The sequence below is a fragment of the Sporosarcina jeotgali genome, assembly GCF_033304595.1.
In the GTDB taxonomy this organism is placed as follows: Bacteria; Bacillota; Bacilli; order Bacillales_A; family Planococcaceae; genus Sporosarcina; species Sporosarcina jeotgali.
Genome location: NZ_CP116341.1, coordinates 2,924,498 through 2,945,595, shown reverse-complemented (window position 1 = coordinate 2,945,595; position 21,098 = coordinate 2,924,498). Strand labels below are relative to the sequence as shown.

Here is a 21,098-nt window from a genome sequence, read left to right as displayed (position 1 = left end):
CTGTGCAACCCATTCGGTAAAATGGTCAAAGATGGTCAAAATCAATTCACCCGGAAACCGATTGTTTAACGGTTCCGAAGAATATAGATAGAAGTAGTACGATGAAAATTATTCTCTGCAGAAGGAGAGGAATGTTAATGATGTTTAATCGATTCACACAACGCGCACAAAAAGTACTCCAACTCGCTCAAGAGGAAGCTATCCGTTTGAAACACGAAGCAATTGGAACAGAACATATTCTACTTGGACTAATACGTGAAGGCGGCGGCATTGCAGCCAAAGCACTTGAAGCAATCGGCGTAAGCTTCGAGACAATTGAAACAGGCGTAGAAACACTTGTTGGAACAGGCAGTAAAGAAGTCGGACCAATCGTACATTACACACCGCGCGCAAAGAAGGTTATTGAGCTTTCTGTCGATGAATCCCGTAAACTCGGCCATTCGTATATCGGAACAGAACACATTTTGCTTGCGTTAATCCGCGAAGGAGAAGGCGTAGCTGCTCGAGTACTTAATAATGCAGGCGTCAGCTTGAACAAAGCGCGTCAACAAGTGCTGCAGCTTCTTGGAAGTAACGACGCTGCAAACGCAAGCGGTCAAAATGCATCAGCATCAGCTGCGACTCCGACATTGGACGGTTTAGCTCGTGATTTGACTGAAATCGCACGTGAAGGAACACTCGATCCTGTAATTGGACGCGGTAAAGAAATTACACGTGTGATCGAAGTGTTAGCGCGTCGCACAAAGAACAATCCAGTTTTGATTGGTGAGCCGGGTGTTGGTAAAACAGCAATTGCTGAAGGTCTTGCGTTGCAAGTTGTTAACAACGAAGTCCCCGAAATCCTGCGTGACAAACGTGTGATGACACTCGACATGGGTACTGTCGTTGCCGGTACAAAATATCGTGGTGAATTCGAAGACCGCATGAAAAAAGTGATGGAAGAGATTCGCCAGGCTGGCAACATCATTCTATTCATCGATGAGCTGCATACACTCATTGGCGCTGGCGGTGCAGAAGGTGCAATCGATGCATCTAACATTTTAAAACCATCACTCGCTCGCGGAGAGTTGCAATGTATTGGGGCAACCACACTCGATGAGTATCGTAAATATATTGAAAAGGATGCTGCACTTGAGCGTCGTTTCCAGCCGATTCAAGTGGATGAACCATCCGTTGATGAAACGGTTCAGATCATTAAAGGATTGCGTGACCGTTATGAAGCACATCACCGCGTGAAGATTACGGATGAAGCAATTGATGCAGCAGCTAAAATGTCCGACCGCTACATCTCGGACCGGTTTTTACCTGATAAAGCGATTGACTTGATTGACGAAGCGGGTTCAAAAGTTCGATTACGTTCATATACGACACCGCCAAACATGCGGGAACTTGAGAAAAAGCTTGAAGCCATCCGTTCCGAGAAGAATGCAGCGGTTCAAAGTCAGGAATTTGAAAAAGCAGCATCTTATCGCGATAAAGAGCAAAAGATGAAAGAAGAGCTTGAAACAACGAAAACGGAATGGAAAGAAAAGCAAGGAAAAACAGAGTCTGAAGTAACGGTAAATGACATAGCGGAAGTTGTAGCGATGTGGACTGGAATTCCAGTTGCGCGGATTGCGGAAACAGAATCCTCGAAGTTGTTGAACATGGAGGAAGAGCTGCATAACCGTGTTGTAGGACAAAAAGAAGCAGTTGCCGCTATTTCCCGGGCAATACGACGTGCGCGAGCAGGCTTGAAAGATCCAAAACGTCCAATTGGCTCATTCATCTTCCTTGGACCTACTGGAGTTGGTAAAACTGAACTTGCAAGAGCACTTGCAGAAACGATGTTCGGTGACGATGATTCGATGATCCGTATCGATATGTCAGAGTACATGGAAAAACATACGACATCACGCTTAGTCGGTTCACCCCCAGGATACGTAGGTTATGAAGAAGGCGGACAGTTGACTGAAAAAGTACGCCGAAAACCATACTCTGTTATCCTGCTGGATGAAATTGAAAAAGCGCACCCCGATGTGTTCAACATTCTGTTGCAAGTACTGGAAGACGGACGCTTGACCGATTCGAAAGGTCGTACGGTCGATTTCCGCAACACGGTAATCATCATGACTTCGAACGTAGGTGCACAAGAGCTAAGAAAGAACAAATACGTCGGATTCAATCTTCAAGATGGTGAACAGGACTACGAAGACATGAAGAAAAAGATGCTGGAAGAGCTGAAAAAAGCCTTCCGTCCTGAATTCCTGAACCGTGTAGACGAAATGATCGTCTTCCATTCACTTGAGAAAGACCAGTTGCAGCAAATCGTTTCGTTGATGGCAGATGAGTTGAGCAAACGCCTCGCTGAACAAGATATCGAACTGATATTAACTCAAGAGGCGAAGTTGAAAATTGCGGATGAAGGATACGATCCTGAATATGGAGCACGTCCGCTTCGCCGCGCACTTCAAAAACATGTGGAAGATCGCTTGTCAGAAGAACTGCTGAAAGGGACTGCACTTGCAGGAAGAAAAGTGACGGTCGACTATGCAGATGGTGAATTCACGGTAAATACACAGCAAGAAGAAATGGTCGAAAATTAATAAGAAGCAGAGGAAAAGGATAGTCCATCCCTAGTTATAAAAAATAGGGAGGGGCTGTCCTCTTCGTCGTTTGGAGGACATGCATGGCGAAAAAGAAAACGAAATTCATGTGCAAAACTTGCGGATATGAGTCGCCTAAGTGGATGGGACGGTGCCCGGGCTGCGGTGAATGGAACACAATGGATGAAGAGACGGAAATTGTACAAAAAGGACCGCGCGGAGCATTCCAGCATTCCGATGCTGTGAAACAGAAAGCGATGCCTATCAATGATGTTGCCGTAGAGGATGAACCGAGAGTTCATACTGAAATGGAAGAATTGAACCGTGTGTTAGGCGGCGGAATTGTTCCGGGATCACTAGTGCTAATTGGCGGAGACCCGGGGATTGGTAAATCTACATTGTTACTTCAAGTATCCGCACTCCTGGCGAACCAGCAGCAGCGCGTTTTATACATTTCAGGAGAAGAGTCCATCCGTCAAACGAAGCTTCGTGCACAGCGGCTGGGTGTGTTGTCGGATGAACTTTACATTTACGCTGAAACGGATCTTGCCCTCATTCACGACACGATTGATAATGTTAAGCCGAAGTTTGTCATTGTGGATTCAATCCAGACGATTCATCACCCGGAAGTGGCTTCTGCGCCTGGGAGTGTTTCGCAAGTTAGAGAATGTACAGCAGAGCTGATGAAAATCGCGAAAACGCAAGGAATTGCAATCTTCTTGGTCGGTCATGTAACGAAAGACGGCCAAATCGCGGGACCGCGATTACTCGAGCATATGGTAGATACAGTGCTCTATTTTGAAGGGGAGCGCCATCATACGTACCGGATTTTGCGCAGTGTGAAAAACCGTTTTGGCTCAACAAATGAAATTGCGATTTTTGAAATGGTGCAAGCGGGATTGAAGGAAGTGCTAAATCCATCGGAGATGTTCATCCAAGAACGTTCGCAAGGCGGTGCGGGATCAACAATCGTTGCATCCATGGAAGGGACGCGTCCGATTTTAGTGGAAATTCAGGCGCTGGTTACACCATCTAGTTTTAATTATCCAAAACGGATGGCGACGGGGCTGGACCAAAACAGAGTTTCGCTGCTGATGGCCGTATTGGAAAAACGAATGGGCATGCTATTACAGGCCCAGGATGCGTATATTAAAGTAGCCGGAGGCGTGAAACTGGATGAGCCGGCGATAGACCTGGCAGTCCTTATGAGCATCGTCTCCAGTTACCGTGATGTCGCTGTCAGGGCTTCAGACTGTTATATGGGGGAAGTAGGGCTGACTGGTGAAGTCCGAAGAGTTTCCCGTATCGAACAACGAGTGGCAGAAGCGGCGAAGCTTGGATTTGAGCGGGCAGTCATACCAGCCTCCAATATTGGCGGATGGGACTATCCGGAAGGAATCCAAGTCGTCGGAGTTGAAACTGTCCGAGATGCACTCGATCTTTGTTTGCCGCAGTAAACTTGCAAAGATAGGAACTTTTATGTGTTTTTGGGAGTCCTGTTCTATAGGTCCGGGATTCCCTTATTTTAAGGTTCAAGAAAGCAATCAATAGGGAATACATGTATACTGGGACTACTAAAAGGAGGTGGATTGAATGCTGAAAAGAGTTGTGCAAATTATGTTCTTATTGGTTGGTGGGACACTTGGTGTATTGTTTCTTCCGTACTTATTCCAATTATCTTCCTTCACAGCAACCCCGTTCATTAATAACCCATATGTCGCAGCCATTTTAGGAGCACTATTCCTCTTCGTGTTCAGCACGTTTTTAACAGATCCAATTGTTAATTTCATAAAATGGTTGGAAGATTTACTTTTGAAAGCACCCATACTGGATTTACTATTCGGTTCAATTGGGCTGATTATCGGTTTATTCGTCGCATTCTTAGCGGGATGGGGATTAAGCAATATTCAAATCCCCGTTGTCACATCTGTACTGCCAATCCTGTTATCCGCGTTGTTTGGTTACTTAGGATTCCAAGTCGGGTTTAAAAAACGAGATGAGTTTTTGACGGCTATCTTCTCTATCCGCAATGTAGGCCGGAAAAAAGAGCCTGAAACAGATGTGGATGCCTCATCAGACGCGGTATATAAAGTGCTCGATACAAGTGTCATCATCGACGGACGAATTGCGGATATTGTTGATACGGGCTTCTTGGAAGGTGTGTTGGTCGTATCTCAGTTTGTCTTAACTGAGCTTCAGCACATTGCCGATTCTGCGGATACGCTGAAGCGGACAAAAGGAAGACGCGGTCTGGATGTGCTTCGCCGTTTGCAAGAAGGGGATGGAAAGAAAATCCTCATTACGGATGAAGATTTCCCAAATGTAGCAGAAGTCGATTTGAAGCTAGTAAAACTTGCTAAAAAGATGAACGGACTCGTTGTCACAAATGACTTCAACTTAAACAAGGTTGCAGATTTGCACGGCGTGTCCGTATTGAATATTAATGATCTGGCCAATGCTGTCAAACCTGTTGTCATTCCAGGTGAAGAAATGCATGTAGTCGTCATTAAAGACGGGAAAGAACACAATCAAGGCGTTGCATACTTAGATGACGGTACAATGATTGTTATTGAAGATGGTCGCAATTATATTGGAAATGCTATAGAAGTTGTGGTTACGAGTGTATTGCAAACTTCCGCAGGCCGTATGATTTTTGCGAAGCCTAAAAACGGTAAACAAACCAAAGCCCACTGAAAAACATTCAGTGGAAAGGAGTCATGATGGACTATACGGTAATGATGCCTGCTGCCGGAAGCGGAACGCGGATGGGAGCAGGGCATAACAAACTCTTTCTTGAACTTGAAGGGAAGTCGATTTTAGCCCATACGCTTGCGGTGTTCCAGCAGGATCCTTGGTGTACAGGGATCATTTTAGCTGTGAAAGATTCAGAGCGCACTAAAATTAAAACAATCATTCAGCAAGAACAACTTACGAAAGTATGCGCGCTGCCTGAAGGTGGAACTGAACGTCAGCACAGTGTGAAAGCATGTCTGCAGGCAAGTGAAGCCGGAGGGATTGTTCTCGTGCATGATGCAGCTCGTCCTTTCATCAAACAAAATGTCATTCACGAACTTGTAATTAATGCATCTCGTCACGGCGGGGCAGTTGCTGGCGTGAAGGCAAAAGATACGATGAAATATGTCACGGATGGGGTTATTGAAGAAACGGCAGATCGAGAACGCTTATGGGTCATCCAGACGCCGCAAGCGTTTCGCTATGAAGTTTTAAAAGAGGCTTCTCAACTAGCAGAACAAGAAAACTTTTTAGGAACCGACGAGGCCATGCTTGCAGAGCATGCAGGCTTTGAAGTCCGGATCGTTGAAAGTACGTACGATAATATTAAAATGACAACACCAGAGGATCTTGCTTATGGTGAATACTTGCTGAAAAAAAGGCTAGAGGAGACGGTATGATGATACGAATTGGACAAGGTTTTGACGTACATGAATTTGCAGAAGGTCGCCCTTTAATCATTGGCGGAATTACAATTCCTCACACAAAAGGCTTAGTCGGCCATTCGGACGCAGATGTCCTATTGCATACGATTACTGACGCTGCTTTAGGAGCAATCGGTAAAGGGGATATCGGACATCACTTCCCGGATACAGATGCAGCGTTTAAAGACGCAGACTCAGCAGTGCTGCTTCAAGATGTATGGAAGCTAGTTGAAGAAGAAGGATTTGTCTTAGGTAATGTAGATTGTACGATTATGGCACAGCAGCCAAAGATGGCACCTCATATTGAAACAATCAAAAAGCGCATAGCTGACTTATTGCATGCAGAGCCCGGTCAAGTAAATGTTAAAGCAACTACTACAGAAAAGTTAGGGTTTGTTGGAAGAGAAGAAGGGATTGCCTCTCTTGCGACAATTCTTTTGGTGAAAGCTTAAATTTTTGGTAAACTAGTCTATACAAGTATTTATTATTTGAACTAACAGAACGGAGATGTCTAGTCATGACAGCAGAAGTACGTGTGCGCTATGCGCCGAGTCCAACAGGTCATTTACATATCGGGGGGGCTCGTACCGCATTATTCAATTATTTGTTCGCTCGCCATCACGGAGGTAAATTCATAGTGCGGATTGAAGATACTGACACGGTTCGCAATATCGAAGCCGGTGAATTATCCCAACTTGAAAACTTGAAGTGGCTTGGTATCGAGCACGACGAATCTGTAGATATCGGAGGGCCTTATAGTCCATATCGCCAAATGGAGCGTCTCGATACGTACAAAAAGTACTCAGGAGAAATGCTCGAAAAAGGCGCAGCATATAAGTGCTTCTGTTCGTCTGAGGAACTCGAAGCAGAGCGTGAAAAGCAAAAAGTATCAGGAATTGCAGCTCCTATGTACAACGGGACTTGCCGTCATTTAAGCGCAGAAGAAGTTGCACAAAAAGAAGCAGCAGGCATTCCATTTACAATTCGTATGCGTGTTCCTGAAAACGTAACGTACACAATTGACGATCTTGTTCGCGGCAGTGTCCAATTCGAATCTAAAGACATTGGTGATTGGGTGCTTGTGAAAGCGAATGGCATTCCGACATATAACTTCGCGGTAGTTATTGACGACTATATGATGAAAATGTCTCACGTTTTCCGCGGGGAAGAGCATTTGACGAATACGCCGAAACAACTTATGGTATTCGATACATTTGGCTGGGAAGCACCGCGTTATGGACATATGACGCTCATCGTTAACGAGGATCGCAAAAAGTTATCCAAACGTGATGAGTCCATCATCCAGTTCATTTCCCAGTATAAGGAGCTTGGGTTCTTACCGGAAGCTATGTTCAATTTCTTTGCGCTTCTCGGATGGTCTCCTGTCGGGGAAGAAGAGTTGTTCACAAAAGAGGAACTCATCGAACAGTTTGACGTGAGCCGTCTATCCAAATCACCATCTATGTTCGATAAGCAGAAATTGACGTGGATGAATAACCAATACATTAAAAAATTGAGCCTTGATGAAGTTGTTGCGTTAACTTTGCCGCACCTCGTAAAAGCGGGTCGCGTGAGTGAGGACATGACGGCAGAAGAAAGCGCTTGGATTCATGATTTGATTGCACTTTATCATAGCCAGTTAAGCTATGGTGCTGAAATTGTTGAGTTGTCTGCCCAATTCTTCAGTGATGCAGTTGAGTATGATGAACAATCAAAAGAAATCTTGGCTGGGGAACAAATTCCTGAAGTCATGACTTCTTTCAAGCAGCAGCTTGAGAACCTTGAAACGTTCGATGCGCCATCCATCAAAGGAGCAATCAAGGCGGTTCAAAAAGAAACAGGGCACAAAGGAAAGAACTTGTTCATGCCGATTCGCGTAGTTGCAACTGGTCAGGCGCACGGTCCGGAATTACCGGAATCCATTGCATTGCTTGGCCGCGAAAAGATCATTGCGCGCGTTGAGAAGTTCGTTCAGTAAGCCTTTGTTGACAAGCGGATACAGCCGTGTACAATAAGAGTAATCTAAGAACGTATCACTTATAACTAAAGCGTTGAAGAGGAGAAGTATGTAAAACACGCCCTTCAGAGAGGATCTCCACCGGCTGAAAGAGATCTGGGTCATCCGTTTTACAGAAATGCACCTTTGAGCGCCAGGCTGAAATTGAGTAAGCCGGACGTATCGTCTGCGTTACAGACGTCGAGTGAAAGGGGATTTTTTTAATCCCTTTCGAAAAGAGTGGAACCACGCTTCAAATGCGTCTCTGTCATTAGACAGAGGCGTATTTTTTTTACAGAAAAGGGGGGATTGACGTGTTTTCAAGAATGAGAGAAGACATCCGTTGTATTTTCGACCAAGACCCCGCCGCACGGAGTACGTTTGAGGTCGTGCTGACCTACTCAGGATTACATGCCATTTGGTCACACCGTATTGCGCATGTACTGTTTAAAAAGAATATGCACTTTGCAGCCAGGGTGCTTTCCCAAATGAGCCGATTCTTCACTGGGATTGAAATTCACCCCGGGGCTAAAATAGGGAGACGTCTATTTATCGACCATGGAATGGGTATTGTAATTGGGGAGACATGTGAAATTGGTGATGACGTCACCATTTACCAAGGTGTCACGTTAGGCGGAACGGGAAAAGAAAAAGGGAAAAGACACCCGACCCTTCATGATAAAGTTCTGGTCGCTACAGGTGCTAAAGTACTTGGGAATATTATTATTGGTGAAAACAGCAAAGTGGGAGCGGGTTCTGTTGTGTTGAAAGATGTGCCGGCAGAATCCACTGTTGTCGGAATCCCCGGGAAAGTTGTTATTTCCAACGGCGTTCGTGTAAAAGACCGATTGAATCACACTTTGCCTGACCCTGTCTCGGAAATGTGTTCTTCGATGGAAGCCCGGATTCTGCAATTAGAACAGCAGCTAAGTGATTTGAAAATAGAAAAACAAATTCGTGATGAAAAGGATGAACTCTAATGACAATCCAGTTATACAACACGCTGACACGCAAGAAAGAACCGTTTGTTCCAATTACTGAAGGAGAAGTGAAAATGTACGTGTGCGGTCCGACTGTCTACAACTACATTCATATCGGAAATGCCCGTCCAGTCATCGTTTTTGATACAGTCCGCAGATATTTGGATTACCGGGGCTATCACGTGACGTACGTTTCTAACTTTACAGATGTGGATGACAAAATCATTAAAGCGGCGAACGAACTTGGCGAGGAAGTGCCGGAGTTAACGGAACGTTTTATTCAAGCATTTTTTGAGGATGTAGGGGCGCTTGGCTGTAAGAAAGCGGATATGCATCCCCGCGTAACCGATCATATTCAAGACGTGATCGATTTCATTTCTTTATTGATCGAAAAAGAATATGCTTATGAGTCAGAAGGGGATGTCTATTTCCGTACTCGAAAGTTTGATGGATATGGAAAGTTATCGCACCAATCAATAGACGAACTAAAAGTGGGAGCCCGTATCCAAGCGAGTGAACGCAAGCAGGATGCGCTTGACTTTGTCTTATGGAAAGCAGCGAAACCTGGTGAGATTTCATGGAACAGTCCTTGGGGAGAAGGCCGTCCGGGCTGGCATATCGAGTGTTCAGTGATGGCGAGGCAATTGCTGGGCGATACAATTGATATCCACGCTGGCGGGCAGGACTTGACATTTCCGCACCATGAAAATGAAATCGCCCAGTCAGAAGCGCTGACCGGCGAAACGTTTGCACGCTATTGGATGCACAATGGCTATATCAATATTGATAATGAAAAAATGTCTAAATCACTTGGGAATTTTGTAACAGTTCACGACATCATTCAGCAGATTGACCCGCAAGTGCTGCGATTCTTCATGCTTTCCGTTCACTACCGCTCTCCAGTCAACTTCTCTCAGGATTTAGTAGAGAGTGCATCGAATGGATTGGATCGTATCCGTACCGCTTATCAAAATATCGAACACCGTCTAGAGGTTTCTGCCGATAATGGAGACCAGCACGATATATGGCTTCATAAAATCCAAGAGCAGCAGACAGCTTTTGAAGAAGCAATGGATGACGATTTCAATACAGCTAATGGGATTGCGGTAATTTTTGAGTTAGCAAGCTTAGCGAATGTTTATCTGCTCGAAAAGAATACAGAAAAAGCAGTGTTGGAAGCATTTTTGAAAACATTCAATCAGTTGATGGATGTTCTGGGATTGCCGTTCAAAGAGAAGGATGAATTGAACGATGAAGCGGTTGATCAGTTGATTGAAGAACGTTTAGAAGCACGTAAAAATCGTGACTTCGCCCGTGCGGATGCAATACGTGGTGAATTGAAGGAGCAAGGAATCTTGCTGGAAGATACTGCACAAGGGGTTCGGTGGAAACGAGCATGAGTGAATACAGCTTGCGTCCAGCTGACGTCCGGCAACTAAAAGCACTATCCCTGGCTTATATGGGGGATGCGGTCTATGAGCAGGCGGTGCGAGAGCATCTCCTGCGATCAGGACGCGTGAAACCGAATATCCTTCATAAGGAAGCGACGCAATTCGTTTCCGCCAAAGCGCAAGCGTCGATACTGCGCTCGATGATAGATGAAGACTTTTTAACTGAAGAAGAAATGGCTGTTATGAGACGCGGCAGAAATGCAAAATCTGGTTCCGTGCCGAAAAACACAGACGTATTAACTTACAATCACAGTTCGGCATTCGAAGCAGTCGTAGGCTATTTGTATTTGTTAGAAGATAGCGAGAGAACGGCTGAATTCATCCGTAAAGCGATTGAATGTATTGAAGGAGGAGAAGACCGTGTCAGAAACTGAAGGAACTGAAATGATTGGCGGCAAAAATCCAATTGTCGAGGCACTGCGTTCAGGAAGAGAATTGAACAAAATCTGGATTGCCGAAGGATTGAATAAGCAAAGTATCGGAGAGATTACAACACTTGCTAAAAAGGCGGGTGTGGTTGTACAAGCTGTCCCTAAAAAGAAGCTGGACCAGCTGCTCGATGTAAATCACCAGGGCATCGTCGCGTCTGTAGCAGCCTATACGTATGCGGAGCTGGACGATATTTTTGCGGTTGCAGAACAACGCGGAGAAGATCCGTTTATCCTGCTGTTGGATGAACTCGAAGATCCCCATAATCTTGGGTCGATCCTGCGTACTGCAGACGCTGTCGGCGTACACGGAATTATCATTCCAAAAAGACGTTCGGTAGGACTTACAGGTGTGGTTGCAAAAGCCTCTACAGGTGCGATTGAACACGTTCCCGTTGTTCGCGTGGTGAACTTGGGTCAAACCGTCGATGAATTGAAGAAAAAAGGCGTTTGGATCGCTGGAACAGATGCAAAAGGATCTGCTGATTATCGGACAATGGATGCAACGCTTCCGCTCGCTGTCATTATAGGCAGTGAAGGAAAAGGAATGTCGCGACTATTGAAAGAGAAATGTGATTTTCTGTACCACTTGCCGATGCGTGGCCATGTCACGTCACTTAATGCTTCTGTCGCGGCTTCGCTGCTTATGTATGAAGTATTGCGCAAGCGGCTGCCGAATCCTTCCACACCATGAAAAAAGACATCCTGCTAGTCGATGGTTATAACATTATCGGTGCATGGCCGGAACTGAGGGAGTTAAAACGACTTAAACTTGCCGAGGCGCGGGACCGTTTAATTGATCAGCTGGCAGAATATCAAGCTTTCAAGGGGTGGCGCGTGATTCTTGTATTCGATGCATACCTGGTTCCGGGGATTGAAAATAAAGAGAAGCGTTCTCAAGTTGAAATTGTGTTTACGAGGGAAAACGAAACGGCAGATGAACGTATTGAGAAGCTGGTTTCAGAACTATCGAAACGTACTGTGCAACTTCATGTCGCGACTTCAGATCTTACTGAACAATGGATTATTTTTGGACAAGGGGCATTAAGAATTTCTGCACGGGAACTAGAGATTGAAATGCAGGAAATCGACAAGATTATATCTGCAAAAGTGCGGGCAATTCAGGAGAATCGTTCCTTTTCCAAAATACAATTATCACAAGAAGTAGCGGAAGTTTTCGAGAAATGGCGCAGGGGGAACAGGTGAGCGGTTGACGCAAAAAAATTCCTTAAGCTATAATTGACTAACTAGTATGATAAACCGGAGTGATGGGGAATGGCGGAAAAGACAGCTTATGCACCTAGAACAGCAGACTTCAGTACCTTTTCCGATGAACAGCTAATCGGAATCATTCAAGAAGGAAACACAGATGCACTCGACTTTCTCATTACCAAATATCAATCATTTGTTAGAATGAAGGCGCGTTCTTACTTCATGATGGGCGGGGACAAGGAAGATATAATTCAAGAAGGCATGATTGGATTATATAAAGCCATTCGCGATTTCCGCGAAGACCGGCTTAGCTCGTTTAAAGGGTTTGCAGAGCTGTGTATTAAGCGGCAGATCATCACGGCTATCAAAACAGCCACCAGGCAAAAACATATTCCGCTTAATTCATCTGTATCGCTGGATAAGCCTGTTTACGACGAGGAATCCGACCGTACTTTGTTAGATGTGCTTACGGGTTCTGCCAATGATGATCCGGAAGACTTAATGATTTATAAAGAAAACTTTGTTCAAATGGAAGTAGAAATGAACAAAGTTTTAAGCAGTCTTGAAAAGGAAGTGCTTGGCCTTTATCTGGACGGGCAGTCCTATCAGGAGATTTCTGAAGTACTGAACCGTCAAGTTAAATCCGTAGACAATGCATTGCAGCGCATTAAACGAAAGCTTGAAAGGTATATGCAAGTAGATGTCGTTACGTAAAGCATAGCAATTTTCTGACTATCCTTGCATTGACAGGTAATAGGTTAGGTGGTACTCTTTATCAAGACTATGGAAAGACTAGGTGTTCACTAGATATGTCTAAAAAAATTGTAGTAAGCTGTGAAAAATGCGGCTCCAGAAACTATTCACTACCAGCTGGCAGCAACAAAACAACTGAACGGCTGGTCCTGAAGAAACACTGCAGTCATTGCAATGAGCATACGTTACACAGACAAACAGCGTGAGGGTCTGGCTAGACTTTAGGCCGTCATATCTACTATTCGGAGGTTTGCAAAAGAATGGGCAAGATAACAAGTTTCTTTAAAAATGTTGTCACGGAAATGCGGAAAGTCAGCTGGCCGAAACGTAAAGAACTGACCCGCTACACAATCGTGGTTCTTAGTACAGTAGTATTCATGGCCGTATACTTTGGTCTTGTGGATCTTGGCTTATCACGAGTAATGGAATGGTATGTTTCGTTATAATAGAGCACGTTGAATCGCATACTGAAAATATCCCGTCTAACTGAAAGAGCGGGTTTTTTCATTTGAACAAAAAAGGAGGGACGGACGCGCAGTCCTCATCGATATGGAAATGGAGAAAAATTGGTACGTCGTCCATACGTACTCAGGGTACGAAAACAAGGTGAAAGAAAACCTTGAAAAACGCGTGGAAACGATGGGTATGCAAGACAAGATTTTCCGCGTGATTGTTCCAGAAGAAGAAGAAACGGATTTCAAAGAAGGTAAAAAACGTACAGTGATGCGGAAAACGTTTCCTGGTTACGTCCTAGTTGAAATTATCATGACAGATGATTCATGGTATGTCGTCCGCAATACACCGGGCGTCACTGGATTCATCGGTTCTTCGGGCGGCGGAGCAAAACCTACGCCGCTTCTTCCTGAAGAAGTGACGTTCATCCTGAAGCAAATGGGTATGAAGGATCGCAAATTGGAAGTGGACTTCGAAATCGGCGAAATGGTGGAAGTGTTAGAGGGACCGTTCGCTGGATTCCAGGGTAAAGTTGAAGAGATTGAACTGGACCAGGGGAAAGTTAAAGTATCTGTAGACATGTTCGGCCGCGAAACGAATATGGAACTTGACTTTGAACAAGTTGAAAGAACGAGCTGAAAAAATTAATTCGTTCCCTCTTGCAAAACATGTGAAATAGTGATATTATTTCAAAGGTCAGACATAGAAATGTCTGAACGTCTTAACAAAATTCTACCGGCATTTGCCGGCAGGCACATATTGAGTGGGAGGGGCAACCCAAATACCACATCACGGACTTAAGGAGGTGTGTCTCGTGGCTAAAAAAGTAATCAAGCTTGTGAAATTGCAAATTCCAGCAGGAAAAGCAAATCCAGCACCGCCAGTCGGACCGGCGCTCGGTCAGGCAGGTGTCAATATCATGGGATTCTGTAAAGAATTCAATGCGCGTACATCTGACCAAGCAGGTCTTATTATTCCTGTTGAAATCACTGTATTCGAAGATCGTTCATTTACATTCATCACAAAAACTCCGCCAGCAGCAGTATTGTTGAAGGTTGCAGCTAAAATCCAAAAGGGTTCAGGCGAACCGAACAAGAATAAAGTTGCTGTCGTGAAGCGTGATCAAGTTAAAGAAATTGCTGAACAAAAAATGCAGGATTTGAATGCTGCATCAGTTGAAGCAGCGATGGCAATGGTTGAAGGTACTGCTCGCAGTATGGGAATCACGATCGAAGACTGATCTGAAACCTAATTCATTGTATGTTTTTATGGGGGTTGCGGTCGTTCTATAGAACACGCAACCCTTAATCGTGGGAGGTTTATTCCGCTAAAACCACAATCGAGGAGGAAATATCTGATGGCTAAAAGAGGTAAGAAGTTCGTAGAAGCTGCAAAGCTTGTCGACCGCACAGCGGCATACGACTTAACAGAAGCGATCGAACTCGCTAAAAAAACAAGCACAACAAACTTTGATGCAACAGTAGAAGTGGCTTTCCGTCTTGGAATCGACACGCGCAAAAACGACCAGCAAATTCGTGGAGCAGTAGTACTGCCTAACGGAACTGGTAAAACACAACGCGTTCTCGTTTTCGCTAAAGGTGAGAAGCTTAAAGAAGCTGAAGCAGCAGGCGCTGACTTTGTAGGCGATGCAGAATACATCACTAAAATCCAACAAGGATGGTTTGACTTCGATGTAATCGTTGCGACACCGGACATGATGGGTGAAGTTGGTAAAATCGGACGTGTACTTGGACCAAAAGGTCTTATGCCGAACCCGAAAACTGGCACAGTGACATTCGACGTTACAAAAGCAGTTCAAGAAATCAAAGCAGGTAAGGTAGAATATCGTGCGGACAAAGCTGGAATCATCCACGCTCCAATTGGTAAAGTTTCTTTCGATAACGAAAAGCTTGCAGAAAACCTTACAACTGTATTTGAAGTAATTCAGAAGGCTAAACCGGCTGCAGCTAAAGGTACTTACATGAAGTCTGTTAACTTAACAACTACAATGGGACCTGCTGTAAAGATCAACCCTTCTTCAGTAAACGTAAAATAATTAGTTGACACGCGCCCTATCTTTTGGTAGGATAACGTTTGTTGCAATATACGATTTGTACCGCAGACAGCAGGAGTGGGTGACCACTTAATAATCCTGCCGAGGGACAAGACGCTCTTTTTAACAGTAAAAAGATGACGACTTTCCAACCCTCCGTCTGCTAGTCAGATCGGAGGGTTTTTTATGCATATGGTATAAATGCCCCTACACTTAACAGGAGGTGTCAAGATGAGCAAAGTATTAGAAGCGAAACAAGCAGTAGTAACTGAAATCGCGGACAAGATGAAAGCATCAGCTTCAATGGTCGTTGTTGACTATCGTGGTCTTAACGTTGCACAAGCAACTGAACTTCGTAAGCAACTTCGTGAAGCAGGCGTGGAATTCAAAGTCTACAAAAACTCGATGGCTCGCCGTGCGGCTGAAGCATCAGGTCTTGAAGGACTTAACGAACATCTTACAGGACCGAACGCAATTGCGTTCTCAACTGAAGATGTAATCGCACCCGCAAAAATCATCAACAACTTCGCTAAAGACAACGAAGCTTTGGAAATCAAAGCCGGTGTCATCGAAGGTGCACTTGCTTCTGTTGAAGAAGTGAAAGCATTGGCGACTCTTCCTTCACGCGAAGGACTTCTCTCTATGCTGCTCAGCGTGCTTCAAGCTCCAATGCGCAACTTCGCATTGGCTACAAAAGCCGTTGCAGACCAAAAAGAAGAACAAGGCGCGTAATATCGCATCTTGACCAATCAGCGAGTTAACTCGCAAAACATACCCATTAGGAGGAACTATAATGACTAACGAACAAATCTTAGGCGCTATCAAAGAAATGACAGTTCTTGAACTTAACGACCTAGTAAAAGCAATCGAAGAAGAATTTGGCGTAACTGCTGCAGCTCCTGTAGCTATGGCTGGCGCTGGTGGCGGAGAAGCAGCTGCTGAGCAGACTGAATTCGACGTAGTTCTAGCATCTGCTGGAGACCAAAAAATCAAAGTCATCAAAGTCGTTCGCGAAATCACTGGCCTAGGCTTGAAAGAAGCGAAAGAAGTTGTTGATAACGCACCTAAAGCTATCAAAGAAGGCGTAGAAAAAGCTGAAGCTGAAGAACTTAAAGCTAAGCTTGAAGAAGTAGGCGCTTCTGTAGAAGTTAAGTAATTCGTAAACTGCGAAGAAAAACCTCGTCTTTGTCGACGGGTTTTTCTTCGTTTTTTTTATACCTGGATTTAATTAAGTGAACAGTAGGGGGTTTTCGTGTGGCAGAGCATTACTATTCGAAAAATCCCGATGTGAAAAGTGAGCCGAAACAATGGCAAACGAATTTGCGCGGGACTAGCTTTGTTTTTGTTACAGATGCAGGTGTGTTTAGTAAAGGGGAAGTGGACTTTGGTTCACGTCTGCTCATCGATGCATTCCGAGCTCCGGATGTTGAAGGAGATATTCTTGATGTGGGATGTGGATACGGACCTGTAGGGCTTTCCATAGCTTCATTGTTAAAAGAACGGACAATCCAGATGGTGGATGTGAACGAACGTGCATTAGCTCTATCTCGGACCAATTCCCAAAAAAATAATATTGAAAACGTCGTGATCTATGCCAGTGATGCTTTAGATGAAGTTGAAACAAAAGAGTTCGCGTCAATACTGACAAACCCTCCTATACGGGCAGGAAAAGAAACAGTCTTTAAAATTTACAACCAAGCATATGAACACTTAGCTGTCGGCGGAGATCTCTGGGTGGTTATTCAGAAAAAGCAGGGAGCCCCTTCAACAATTGCGAGACTCGAGGAATTATTCGGCAATGCAGAAATTGTAGAGAAAAGCAAGGGGTATTATATTATTAAATCAAAAAAACATTGACTCCGTTAAAGCGTTGTGATAGCATTATAAAATGCAACAATAAATATACTGCATTCGTGTGCCTTTTTATGCGTTTGCATAAGTAATGGAAATGTTAGGTATACTGACGTTGGATAAAAGATTGGTAAATCGAAAATGAGCTCTAGCCGGAACTCGTTTTCTTTTTGTTTTTTCGATATCATACACTATTTTTTTGATTTCGGAAAGACTTTTTATGAGATGCTTGGACACGCGTGGCGCTAATTTCATGCCGGCCTGAAATTGCCAGGAGTCCAAACGAGCTCTATTAATGTCTTATGAGGGGTGAAAGAGTTGACAAAGCAGTTAGTTCACTATGGTCAACACCGTCAGCGCAGAAGTTTCGCGAGAATTAGCGAAGTACTAGATCTGCCGGATCTGATTGAAATTCAGACGGAATCTTATGAGTGGTTTTTGGAAGAGGGATTGCGAGAAATGTTCCACGATATTTCTCCTATTCAAGATTTCACCGGAAATCTGTCATTGGAATTTGTCGATTATCAGCTTGGCGAACCTAAATATCCTGTGGATGAGTCAAAGGAACGGGACGTAACATTCGCTGCGCCACTTCGGGTGAAAGTCCGTTTACACAATAAAGAAACAGATGATGTTAAAGAACAAGATGTCTTTATGGGTGATTTCCCGTTAATGACGGAAAATGGTACTTTCATTATTAATGGTGCTGAACGAGTTATTGTTTCTCAGCTCGTCCGATCACCTAGCGTATATTTCAACGATAAGACAGACAAAAATGGTAAACGCGGATTTGGTGCAACTGTCATCCCTAACCGCGGTGCTTGGCTTGAATACGAAACGGACGCAAAAGATGTTGTCCACGTTCGTATTGACCGTACGCGCAAGCTGCCAATTACAGTCCTCTTACGTGCACTTGGCTTTTCAACTGATCAAGAGATTATCGATTTAATTGGTGATAATGAATACCTTCGAAACTCTCTTGAAAAAGATAACACGGAAAACTCGGAGAAAGCACTTCTTGAAATTTATGAGCGTTTACGTCCAGGAGAACCACCAACATTAGATAGCGCGAAAAACTTGCTGTTTTCTCGTTTCTTTGATGCGAAGCGTTATGACTTAGCAAATGTCGGCCGGTATAAAATGAACAAAAAGCTTCACCTCCAAAATCGTTTATTCAACCAAACGATTGCAGAGACAATTGCAGACCCTGAAACAGGAGAAATTCTGATTGAAAAGGGACAGCTTATCGATCGCCGTACGTTGGATAAACTACTTCCTTATTTCGAACAGGGCATTGGAGTAGAAGATTTGAAACAGGTAGGCGGAGTGTTAGAAGACGACATTCGTATTCAATCTGTAAAAATCTATGCTCCTAAAGGTGAAGAAGGACAAATCATTAATGTTATTTCTAATGGCGTTATTGACGATTCCATTAAACACGTTACACCTTCTGATATTATTGCTTCCATCAGCTACTTTTTCAACTTGCTGCATGGAGTGGGCGATACAGACGACATCGACCACTTAGGCAACAGACGTCTCCGCTCTGTCGGTGAACTTCTGCAAAACCAGTTCCGTATCGGTTTGTCACGCATGGAACGTGTAGTTAAGGAACGTATGTCTATTAATGACACGCAATCGATTGTTCCACAACAATTGATTAACATCAGACCTGTTATCGCGTCTATTAAAGAGTTCTTTGGCAGTTCCCAGCTATCTCAGTTCATGGACCAAACGAACCCCTTAGCAGAGTTAACGCATAAGCGCAGACTATCTGCATTAGGACCAGGCGGTTTGACACGTGAGCGCGCTGGAATGGAAGTACGTGATGTTCACTACTCCCACTATGGCCGCATGTGTCCAATCGAGACTCCAGAGGGACCGAACATTGGACTTATTAACACCCTTTCTACATTTGCGAAAGTAAATAAGTTTGGATTTATTGAGACTCCTTATCGTAAGGTAGATCCGGATACGGGAAAAGTTACGTCACGCATCGATTACCTAACTGCTGACTTGGAAGATAACTATGTCGTTGCACAGGCCAATGCGCCTTTAAACGATGATGGTACGTTTGTTAACGAAGAGGTAGTAGGTCGTTTCCAAGGGGATAACACTGTATTCAAGCGCGAGCAAATTGACTACATGGACGTTTCTCCTAAACAAGTTGTTTCTGCGGCGACAGCATGTATTCCATTCTTGGAAAATGATGACTCAAACCGTGCGCTTATGGGAGCGAACATGCAACGTCAAGCAGTACCTCTTCTAAACCCGAAATCACCTTTCGTAGGTACGGGAATGGAGCACGTCTCTGCACGTGACTCAGGAGCTGCTGTAGTATCGAAGCATGAAGGAATCGTTGAACACGTAGAAGCGAAAGAAATCCGCGTTCGCCGTATCAACATGGTAGAAGGAAAAGAAGTTAAGGGTGACCTTGACGTCTATCGTCTATCGAACTTCATTCGTTCAAACCAAGGAACTTGTTACAACCAGCGTCCAATCGTAAGCGTTGGGGACCGGGTTTCTAAGAAAGATATTCTCGCAGATGGACCGTCAATGGAAAAAGGAGAAATGGCCCTTGGTCAAAATATCCTAATTGCATTCATGACATGGGATGGTTACAACTACGAGGATGCAATCATCATGAGCGAACGTTTGGTTAAGGATGACGTCTTCACTTCTGTTCATATTGAAGAATATGAATCAGATGCTCGTGATACAAAGCTTGGGCCTGAAGAAATCACACGTGATATTCCGAACATCGGTGAAGATGCACTGCGCAACTTAGATGATCGCGGTATTATCCGTATTGGTGCTGAAGTACATGATGGAGACATCTTGGTTGGTAAAGTAACGCCTAAGGGTGTAACGGAACTAACTGCAGAAGAACGGCTCCTGCATGCGATCTTCGGTGAGAAAGCGCGTGAAGTTCGTGATACATCACTTCGTGTACCACACGGAGCGGGCGGAATTGTTCTTGATGTGAAAGTGTTCAATCGTGAAGATGGCGATGAACTCGCACCTGGCGTGAACCAGCTGGTTCGTGTTTACATCGTTCAGAAACGTAAAATCTCTGTCGGAGATAAGATGGCCGGTCGTCACGGTAACAAAGGGGTTATCTCACGGATTCTACCTGAATCTGATATGCCATTCATGCCTGACGGAACACCAGTAGATGTCATGCTTAACCCGCTGGGTGTACCATCACGTATGAACATCGGACAGGTACTTGAGATGCACCTTGGAATGGCTGGCCGTGCGCTGGGCGTTCACATGGCTTCTCCTGTATTTGATGGTGCGAACGAACAAGATGTATGGGATACGATGGAAGAAGCGGGAATGGATCGTGACGGAAAGACTGTTCTTTATGACGGTCGTTCTGGTGAAGCGTTCGACAACCGTGTTTCTGTCGGAATCATGTACATGATCAAACTTGCCCACATGGTTGATGACAAACTTCACGCCCGTTCTACGGGACCATACTCACTGGTTACGCAACAGCCACTTGGCGGTAAAGCCCAGTTCGGCGGACAGCGTTTCGGAGAGATGGAAGTTTGGGCACTCGAGGCTTATGGTGCAGCTTACACACTACAAGAGATTTTGACTGTGAAGTCGGATGACGTGGTGGGTCGAGTGAAAACGTATGAAGCTATTGTAAAAGGCGACAGCGTTCCACAACCAGGCGTACCAGAATCCTTTAAAGTTCTAATTAAAGAACTTCAAAGTCTTGGATTGGATGTTAAAATGCTATCCGAAGACTTCGAGGAAATTGAATTACGTGACTTAGAAGAAGACGATGATATGCAGCCAACGGATGCGTTAAACCTTATGAAGGAAGACCAGCCAGTCTGATTCGTAAGCGAAAGTTAATAAATGGGGGCACTGTCCCCCTTTTTTAA

Annotated in this window: 21 protein-coding genes and 2 other annotated features; all 21 genes read left to right on the top strand. The window is 44.5% G+C overall.

The features are described from left to right. Positions 1–137: 137 nt before the first annotated feature. The 21 genes from PGH26_RS14905 (at position 138) to rpoB (ending at position 21,051) form a co-directional block, all read left to right on the top strand. Positions 138–2,585 carry an ATP-dependent Clp protease ATP-binding subunit gene (locus PGH26_RS14905; protein ID WP_323691796.1) on the top strand — a complete coding sequence of 816 codons (2,448 nt, stop codon included), beginning with the start codon at positions 138–140 and terminating at the stop codon, positions 2,583–2,585. An 83-nt stretch (positions 2,586–2,668) separates the two neighbouring features. Continuing rightward, positions 2,669–4,042 (top strand): DNA repair protein RadA, encoded by a 1,374-nt coding sequence (gene radA / locus PGH26_RS14900; RefSeq protein ID WP_323691795.1) that lies wholly within the window; start codon positions 2,669–2,671, stop codon positions 4,040–4,042. Positions 4,043–4,178: 136 nt separating this feature from the next. Beyond that, entirely contained in the window at positions 4,179–5,279 is a 1,101-nt protein-coding gene (locus tag PGH26_RS14895) for a PIN/TRAM domain-containing protein (protein ID WP_323691794.1), read from the top strand. 26 nt (positions 5,280–5,305) lie between these two features. Further along, complete coding sequence (gene ispD / locus PGH26_RS14890) at positions 5,306–5,998, top strand: 2-C-methyl-D-erythritol 4-phosphate cytidylyltransferase (RefSeq protein WP_323693538.1); 693 nt, start codon at positions 5,306–5,308, stop codon at positions 5,996–5,998. Further along, positions 5,998–6,474 carry a 2-C-methyl-D-erythritol 2,4-cyclodiphosphate synthase gene (gene ispF, locus PGH26_RS14885; RefSeq protein ID WP_323691793.1) on the top strand — a complete coding sequence of 159 codons (477 nt, stop codon included), beginning with the start codon at positions 5,998–6,000 and terminating at the stop codon, positions 6,472–6,474. The genes ispD and ispF overlap by 1 nt, the downstream gene beginning before the upstream one ends. A gap of 65 nt (positions 6,475–6,539) precedes the next feature. Then, positions 6,540–8,000, top strand: coding sequence for a glutamate--tRNA ligase (gene gltX, locus PGH26_RS14880; protein ID WP_323691792.1), 1,461 nt, complete (start codon positions 6,540–6,542; stop codon positions 7,998–8,000). A 64-nt stretch (positions 8,001–8,064) separates the two neighbouring features. After that, positions 8,065–8,288 (top strand) — a binding site (T-box leader). Between the two features lie 44 nt (positions 8,289–8,332). Next, positions 8,333–8,998 (top strand): serine O-acetyltransferase, encoded by a 666-nt coding sequence (gene cysE / locus PGH26_RS14875; protein WP_323691791.1) that lies wholly within the window; start codon positions 8,333–8,335, stop codon positions 8,996–8,998. Further along, on the top strand, positions 8,998–10,398 hold the full coding sequence (gene cysS / locus PGH26_RS14870) for a cysteine--tRNA ligase (RefSeq protein ID WP_323691790.1): 1,401 nt from the start codon (positions 8,998–9,000) through the stop codon (positions 10,396–10,398). Before cysE ends, cysS begins: the two co-directional genes overlap by 1 nt. Next, positions 10,395–10,823, top strand: coding sequence for a Mini-ribonuclease 3 (locus PGH26_RS14865; protein WP_323691789.1), 429 nt, complete (start codon positions 10,395–10,397; stop codon positions 10,821–10,823). Before cysS ends, PGH26_RS14865 begins: the two co-directional genes overlap by 4 nt. 10 nt (positions 10,824–10,833) lie before the next feature. Continuing rightward, positions 10,834–11,571, top strand: coding sequence for a 23S rRNA (guanosine(2251)-2'-O)-methyltransferase RlmB (gene rlmB / locus PGH26_RS14860; protein WP_431312551.1), 738 nt, complete (start codon positions 10,834–10,836; stop codon positions 11,569–11,571). After that, on the top strand, positions 11,568–12,083 hold the full coding sequence (locus PGH26_RS14855; RefSeq protein ID WP_323691787.1) for an NYN domain-containing protein: 516 nt from the start codon (positions 11,568–11,570) through the stop codon (positions 12,081–12,083). Before rlmB ends, PGH26_RS14855 begins: the two co-directional genes overlap by 4 nt. A 69-nt stretch (positions 12,084–12,152) precedes the next feature. Further along, the gene (gene sigH / locus PGH26_RS14850; protein ID WP_323691786.1) at positions 12,153–12,803 is read left to right on the top strand and encodes an RNA polymerase sporulation sigma factor SigH; all 651 of its coding nucleotides are present in this window, start codon (positions 12,153–12,155) and stop codon (positions 12,801–12,803) included. 95 nt (positions 12,804–12,898) lie between these two features. Next, positions 12,899–13,048, top strand: a complete 150-nt coding sequence (gene rpmG / locus PGH26_RS14845) for a 50S ribosomal protein L33 (protein WP_191688690.1) — start codon at positions 12,899–12,901, stop codon at positions 13,046–13,048. A 54-nt stretch (positions 13,049–13,102) separates the two neighbouring features. After that, positions 13,103–13,288 carry a preprotein translocase subunit SecE gene (gene secE, locus PGH26_RS14840; RefSeq protein WP_323691785.1) on the top strand — a complete coding sequence of 62 codons (186 nt, stop codon included), beginning with the start codon at positions 13,103–13,105 and terminating at the stop codon, positions 13,286–13,288. Between the two features lie 109 nt (positions 13,289–13,397). Beyond that, the gene (nusG, locus tag PGH26_RS14835; RefSeq protein WP_116018837.1) at positions 13,398–13,934 is read left to right on the top strand and encodes a transcription termination/antitermination protein NusG; all 537 of its coding nucleotides are present in this window, start codon (positions 13,398–13,400) and stop codon (positions 13,932–13,934) included. Positions 13,935–14,109: 175 nt separating this feature from the next. Then, on the top strand, positions 14,110–14,535 hold the full coding sequence (gene rplK / locus PGH26_RS14830) for a 50S ribosomal protein L11 (protein ID WP_323691784.1): 426 nt from the start codon (positions 14,110–14,112) through the stop codon (positions 14,533–14,535). A 117-nt stretch (positions 14,536–14,652) separates the two neighbouring features. Beyond that, positions 14,653–15,351 carry a 50S ribosomal protein L1 gene (rplA, locus tag PGH26_RS14825; RefSeq protein ID WP_323691783.1) on the top strand — a complete coding sequence of 233 codons (699 nt, stop codon included), beginning with the start codon at positions 14,653–14,655 and terminating at the stop codon, positions 15,349–15,351. Between the two features lie 42 nt (positions 15,352–15,393). Further along, positions 15,394–15,542 (top strand) — a sequence feature (ribosomal protein L10 leader region). Positions 15,543–15,579: 37 nt separating this feature from the next. Then, a complete protein-coding gene (gene rplJ, locus PGH26_RS14820; RefSeq protein WP_323691782.1) occupies positions 15,580–16,080 on the top strand; it encodes a 50S ribosomal protein L10 in 501 nt (166 codons plus the stop codon). 61 nt (positions 16,081–16,141) lie between these two features. After that, the gene (gene rplL / locus PGH26_RS14815; protein WP_323691781.1) at positions 16,142–16,504 is read left to right on the top strand and encodes a 50S ribosomal protein L7/L12; all 363 of its coding nucleotides are present in this window, start codon (positions 16,142–16,144) and stop codon (positions 16,502–16,504) included. 98 nt (positions 16,505–16,602) lie between these two features. After that, entirely contained in the window at positions 16,603–17,205 is a 603-nt protein-coding gene (locus PGH26_RS14810; RefSeq protein WP_323691780.1) for a class I SAM-dependent methyltransferase, read from the top strand. A gap of 303 nt (positions 17,206–17,508) precedes the next feature. Further along, complete coding sequence (gene rpoB, locus PGH26_RS14805; RefSeq protein ID WP_323691779.1) at positions 17,509–21,051, top strand: DNA-directed RNA polymerase subunit beta; 3,543 nt, start codon at positions 17,509–17,511, stop codon at positions 21,049–21,051. The last annotated feature ends 47 nt before the right edge of the window (positions 21,052–21,098 follow it).